Below are 6,782 nucleotides of genomic sequence, written 5' to 3' on the forward strand. Positions count from 1 at the left end.
CATCCCCAGACGCTGCGAACCCTGACCCGTGAACAGAAACGCCAACGACCCCTCGCCGACGGCACCCCGTGCGACCTCGGCAACACCGTCCGCACCGCTCAGCAACACCGCCCGATGACCGAACGACGCGCGGGTCGTCGCCAGCGAGAAGCCCAGATCGCGCGGCGACGCGTCCAGCGGCAACCGGGCGATCTGCGCGTCCAGGGCCTCCGGCGACCTGCCGGACACGACTAGCGGCACCAGACCGGGCCCGACGGCCGCCGCGACAGCGGCCTCGGCCGCGGGCGGCTGCTCGATCACCACGTGGGCGTTCGTGCCGCTGACGCCGAACGACGACACCGCGGCCCGGCGCGGCCGCCCGGCGCCGGGCCAGCCGACCGGCGAGGTGACCAGCTCGACGGCGCCCGCCGCCCAGTCCACATGCGAGGACGGCGCGTCGACGTGCAGCGTCCGGGGCACCACACCGTGCCGCAGCGCCAGCACCATCTTGATGACACCGGCCACACCCGCGGCCGCCTGCGCGTGCCCGATGTTCGACTTGATCGACCCGAGCAACAGCGGGACCTCGCGGTCCTGCCCGTACGTGGCCAGCAGGGCCTGCGCCTCGATCGGGTCGCCCAGCGTGGTGCCGGTGCCGTGCGCCTCCACCACGTCCACGTCCGCCGTCGACAGGCCACCGCTGGCCAGCGCCTGCCGGATCACCCGCTGCTGCGACGGCCCGTTGGGCGCGGTGAGCCCGTTCGACGCGCCGTCCTGGTTCACGGCCGAGCCCCGCAGCACGCCCAGCACCTCGTGTCCGTGGCGGCGGGCGTCGGAGAGCCGTTCCAGGACGAGCATCCCGGCGCCCTCGGACCAGGCGACCCCGTCGGCCGCCTCGGCGAACGACTTCGACCGGCCGTCGGCGGCGAGGCCGCGCTGCCGGGAGAACACCACGAACGGCGCCGGGGTGGACATGACTGTCACGCCGCCGGCCAGCGCCAGGTCGCACTCGCCCTGCCGCAGCGCCTGCGCCGCCAGGTGCAGGCCCACCAGCGACGACGAACACGCCGTGTCGACCGTGACCGCGGGACCCTCCAGGCCCAGCGTGTACGCGACCCGCCCGCTCACCACGCTCATCGAGCTGGCGGTGCCGCGGAAGCTCTCGAACTCGTCGCCTTCGAGCAGGAACCCGTAGTCGTTCGACATCACCCCGGCGAACACCCCGGTGCGGCTGCCGCGCAGCGAGGTCGGGTCGATGCCGGCCCGTTCGACGGCCTCCCAGGACACGGTCAGCAGCAGGCGCTGCTGCGGGTCGGTCGCGAGGGCCTCGCGGGGGGACATGCCGAAGAAGTCGGGGTCGAAGTCGCCCGCGCCGTGCAGGAAACCGCCCTCGACGACGTGGGTGCGACCGGGCACGTCCGGGTCGGGGTCGTACAGGCCGTCGACGTCCCAGCCGCGGTTGGCCGGGAAGCCGGTGATCGCGTCGGTGCCGTCCAGCACCAGCTGCCACAGCTGTTCGGGTGTCGTCACGCCGCCCGGATAACGGCAGGCCATGCCCACCACCACGATCGGGTCGTCGGCGGTGGAGACGAGCTTCGGCGGCTGCGAGGCGGGTGCTGCGGGCGTACCGAAAAGGTCCTGCCGCAGGTGATCGGCGAGCGCCGCGGAGCTCGGGTAGTCGAAGACGAGCGTGGCGGGCAGGCGCAGGCCGGTCTCGGTGGCGAGCTGGTTGCGCAGCTCGACCGCGGTGAGCGAGTCGAATCCGAGGTCCTGGAAGGCGCGCGCCGGGTCGACGGCCTCGGCGCCGGGGTAGCTCAGGACCGCGGCGACCTGTGCGCGCACGAGGGCCAGCAGCGCGTCGGCGCGGGCGGTGTCGTCGAGCCCGGCGAGGCGCTGGGCGAGGCCGCCCGCGATGGCGGCGCGGCGTGACCGGCCGCGGATCAGGCCGCGCAGCAGCGGCGGCAGATCATTCTGGGTACGCAGGGCAGCAAGGTCGAGCCGGATCGGCAGGACGACCGCGTCGTCGCCCGCCACGGCCGCGTCGAACAGGGCGAGACCCTGCCCGGCGCTCATCGGCGGCAGCCCGGTACGCGCCATCCTGGCCATGTCGGCGCTGGTCAGCGAGCTGGTCATGCCGCCGGTCGCCGGGTCCCACGCGCCCCAGGCCAGCGACAGGCCGGACCGGCCCTGCGCCCGGCGGTGGTGGATCAGGGCGTCGAGGAAGGCGTTACCGGCGGCGTAGTTGCCCTGGCCGGGCACCCCGAAACTGGCCGCGGCGGACGAGAAGACGACGAACAGGCGTACGTCGGGAAGCAGTTCGTGCAGGTGCCAGGCGGCGTCCACCTTGGGCCGCAGCACGGTGTCCATGCGCTCCGGGGTGAGCGCGTCGATCACGCCGTCGTCGAGCACCGCCGCGGTGTGCACGACGGCGGCGATGTCGTGGCGGGTGACGAGGTCGGCGAGGGCGTCGGGGTCGGTGACGTCGCAGGCGGCCACGGTCACGTCGGCGCCCAGCGCACCCAACTCCGCGACGAGTCCGGCCAGCGGCCCGGCTGTCTCGGTGGCCGACCCGTGCCGGGGCCCGGCGGGTTCGGTGGCCGGCACCTCGCGCGGCTCGGCCGGGGGTGGTGACGCGGAGGCTCCGCCGGTGCGGCTGACCAGCAGCAGGCGGCGCACCCCGTGCGCGGTGACGAGGTGGCGGGCGAGGAGCCGGCCGAGGCCGCCGGTGCCACCGGTGATGAGGACCGTGCCGTCGGTGGGCCACGCCTCCGCGGACGGCTCGCCCGGCGTGGTCACCCGGGTGAGGCGGGGCGCCAGCAGGCCACCGTCGCGGGCGGCCAGGCGCGGCTCGTCGAGGGTGAGTGCACCGGCGATCTCCGCGAGACCGGTGCCCGGCGCGAGGTCGATGTGCGCGAACCGGCCCGGGTGTTCGGCGGCCGCGGACCCGACCAGCCCGGCGACCGCGGCCGTGGCGAGCTCGCCGGACGGCTGCCCGCCGTCGCCGCTCAGCGGACCGCTCGGTCCGTCGACGATCTCGCGCCCTGCGCCGGGATCCGACGCGTGGCCGCTGCCCGGTGCGGCGCTGGTCACGAACACGAGGCGGGAGTCGGTGAACCTGTCGTCCGCGAGCCAGGCCTGCATCGCGGCCAGCACCTCGGTGGTGGCGGAGTGGGTGGCCGCGACCGGGTCGCCGCCGGTGTCGACCTGGTGGATGACGACGCGCGGGCTTCCGGTCGCGGTCAGGGCGGCGACGCCGAGGCCGAACCGGTCCTCGCCGGACAGTGCCACGTCGGTCTCCGCGGCGCCGGGGGTGACCGGCGTCCAGGCGACCCGGAACAGCGGGTCCCGGCCGACGGCGGCCGCACCGTCGAGCCGGTCGGCGGTGATGGCGCGGACCACCAGCTCCTCAACGGAGGCCACGGGTGCGCCGGTGGGGTCGGCGACGGCCACGCTGATCGCGTCCCCCGCATGCCGCAGCCGGACCCTGACGTGTGCGGCGCCCGCCGTGTGCAGGGTGACGCCCCGCCAGGCGAAAGGCAGCCCGCCCCGGCTGATCGCGCCGAAGTCGGCGAGCCCGGCGGCGTGCAGGCACGCGTCGAGCAGGCCGGGGTGCAGCCCGAACGCGTCCGCGCCGGAATCCACTGCCACCTCGGCGAACACCTCGTCACCGGCGACCCAGACGGCGCGCAGGCCGCGGTACGTCGGGCCGTACGCGAATCCGCCCGCCGCGAACCGCTCGTAGGCGCCGCCGATGTCGACGGGCTCGGCACCGGCCGGTGGCCACACCGTCGCGTCGAACGGCACCGCGGCCGCGGACGACACCCCAGCGGCCAGCATGCCGGTGGCGTGCTGGAGCCAGGCACCGACCTGCCGCGAGTGGACGGCCACGGCCCGGCGGCCCGCCTCGTCGGCGGCGTCCACCGACACCTGGATCTGCACCGAGCCGTCCACCGGGAGCACCAGCGGCGCGGTGAGGGTGAGTTCCTCGATCCGGTCGCAGCCGACCTCGTCCCCGGCGCGGATCGCCAGTTCGACGAACGCGGTGCCGGACAGCAGCACCCTGCCCTGCACGGCGTGGTCGGCCAGCCACGGGTGGGAGCTGAGCGAGAGCCGGCTGGTGAACAGGTGCCCGGCGGACCCGGCGAGTTCGACAGCGGCGCCGAGCAGCGGGTGGCCGGTCGCGCCGAGACCGGCGGCGCGCAGGTCGCCGACGCCGCCGTGCACCCGGGGCCAGTAGCGTTCGCGCTGCCAGGCGTACGTGGGAAGGTCGACGCGCCGGGCGCCGGCGCCGTCGAACAGCCGCTGCCACTGCACCGGTACGCCGGCCACGTGCAGCCGGGCGAGCGCGGTCAGCGCGGTGGTCTCCTCGTCGCGGTCGCGCCGCAGGATCGGCACCACCACCGCGTCGCCGGGGAGCAGGTCGGCCGCCATCGCGGACAGCACGCCGTCCGGGCCCAGCTCCAGGAACCGGGACACGCCGCGTTCGGCGAGGGCGGCGATGTTGTCGGCGAACCGTACCGTGTCGCGCACGTGCGACACCCAATACTCCGGATCGGTGACGTCCCCCTGTGCCTGGATCGGGATCTGCGGCGGGTGGAACGTCAGGGTCTGCACCGTCTGCCGGAACTCGTCGAGCATCGGTTCCATCAGCACCGAGTGGAACGCGTGCGACACCGCCAGCCGCTTGGTCTTCGGGAACCGTGCCGCGACCGCGAGGACCTCGTCCTGCGCGCCGGACAGCACGACGGCCTGCGGGCCGTTGACAGCGGCGATCGAGATCCGGTCGGTGAGCAGCGGGAGCACGTCGGCCTCGGACGCCTGCACCGCCACCATGGCGCCGCCCGCGGGCAGCGCCTGCATCAGCCGGGCCCGGGCCCGGACGAGCCGCAGCGCGTCGTCCGCGGACAGCACCCCGGCCACGTGCGCGGCGGCGATCTCGCCGATCGAGTGTCCGGCGAGGAAGTCGGGCCGCACCCCCCACGACTCGACCAGCCGGAACAGCGCCACCTCCAGCGCGAACAGGGCGGGCTGCGCCGCACCGGTCTGGTCGAGGTCGTCCGGGAGGTCCACGCCGAGGTCGGCGAGCGCCTGCGCGTACACGGGGAAGCGGGCCGCGAGGTCGCGCCCCATCCCGGCGCGCTGCGCGCCCTGGCCGGTGAACAGGAACGCCAGCGCGCCCTCACCGGCCACGCCGCGGGCGACCTCGACGGTGTCGTCGCCGGTGCGCAGCCGCACGCTGCGGTGCTCGAAGCTGGACCGCGACGCCGCGAGGGAGTACGCGACGTCCAGCGCGCGCAGACCGGGGTGCGCGGCGAGGAACTCGCCGAGGCGGGCGTCCTGGGCTTCGCGGGCCCCGGCGCTGCGCCCGGAGACCAGCCACGGTACGGCGCCCATCCGCACCACCGGCTCGTCCGGGTCGGCGGGTTCGACGGCGGGTGCCTGTTCGAGGATGACGTGGGCGTTGGTGCCGCTGACCCCGAACGCGGAGACACCGGCCCGGCGCGGATGCCCGGTGACCGGCCACTCCCGCCGCTCGGTCAGCAGCTCGACCGCGCCCGCGCTCCAGTCGACGTGTGGGGTGCGCTCGTCCACGTGCAGCGTCGCGGGCAGCACGCCGTTGCGCAGCGCCTGCACCATCTTGATGACACCGGCGACGCCGGCGGCGCCCTGCGGGTGCCCCAGGTTCGACTTGATCGACCCGAGCAGCAGCGGGGTCTCGCGGTCCTGACCGTACGTGGCCAGCAGCGCCTGCGCCTCGATCGGGTCGCCGAGCCGGGTGCCGGTGCCATGTGCCTCGACGGCGTCCACGTCGGCCGGTGCGAGGCCCGCGTTGTTCAGGGCGGCCCGGATGACGCGGCGCTGCGAGGGCCCGTTGGGTGCCGTCAGCCCGTTGGAGGCGCCGTCGGAGTTGACCGCGGTGCCGCGGATCAGCGCCAGGATCGGGTGGCCGTGGCGCTGCGCCTCGGAGAGCCGTTCCAGGACGAGCAGGCCGACGCCCTCGGCCCAGCCCGTACCGTCGGCGGCGGCGGCGAAGGACTTGCAGCGGCCGTCCGGGGCGAGGCCGCCCTGCGCGGTGAACGCCTCGAACGCGGTCGGGGTGGTCATCACGGCGACCCCACCGGCCAGGGCGAGCGTGCACTCGCCATGGCGCAGCGCCTGCACGGCCAGGTGCGTGGCGACCAGCGACGACGAGCACGCGGTGTCGATGGTGACCGCCGGGCCTTCGAACCCGGCGGTGTACGACACCCGGCCGGACAGCACGCTGGCCACGGCCGCGGTCGTGGCGTACACGGTGTTGTCGTCGCCGGTGCGGGCCAGCAGGCTGGCGTAGTCCTGCCCGGTGGTGCCGATGAACACGCCGGTCTGGCTGCCGCGCAGCGACATCGGGTCGATGCCGGCGCGTTCCAGGGCCTCCCACGAGGTTTCCAGCACGAGCCGCTGCTGCGGGTCCATCGCCACGGCCTCGCGCGGGGAGATGCCGAAGAAGCCCGCGTCGAAGTCGGCGACGTCCGCCAGGAAGCCGCCCTCCCGGGTGGCGCTGTGCAGCGACGCCAGGTCCCAGCCACGGTCGGCCGGGAACCCGCCGATCGCGTCGCGGCCCTGCTCGACGAGCTGCCACAGCTCCTCCGGGGAGCCGACGCCGCCCGGGTAGCGGCAGCCGATGCCCACGATGGCGATCGGCTCGACCGCCGCGGAGACCAGCTGCGCGTTCTGGCGGCGCAGCCGTTCGTTCTCCTTGAGGGTGGACCGCAGCGCCTCGACGTACTGCTGGGCGGAGTCAGTCATCAAGCGTCCTTGTCTCG

Annotated in this window: 1 protein-coding gene (cut by a window edge); it reads right to left on the bottom strand. The window is 75.2% G+C overall.

Features of this window, described 5'->3' with window-relative positions; genetic code table 11:
- Positions 1-6,765, bottom strand: the 5' portion of a protein-coding gene (locus tag ACMCNN_RS15825) for an SDR family NAD(P)-dependent oxidoreductase (RefSeq protein ID WP_412746973.1). Its footprint begins 23,094 nt before the window's first position; only the first 6,765 of its 29,859 coding nucleotides appear in the window; its start codon is at positions 6,763-6,765; its stop codon lies off the left edge, out of view.
- Between the last annotated feature and the right edge of the window lie 17 nt (positions 6,766-6,782).

Origin of the sequence: Krasilnikovia sp. MM14-A1004 (assembly GCF_047159485.1) — a bacterium.
Taxonomy (GTDB): Bacteria; Actinomycetota; Actinomycetes; order Mycobacteriales; family Micromonosporaceae; genus Actinoplanes.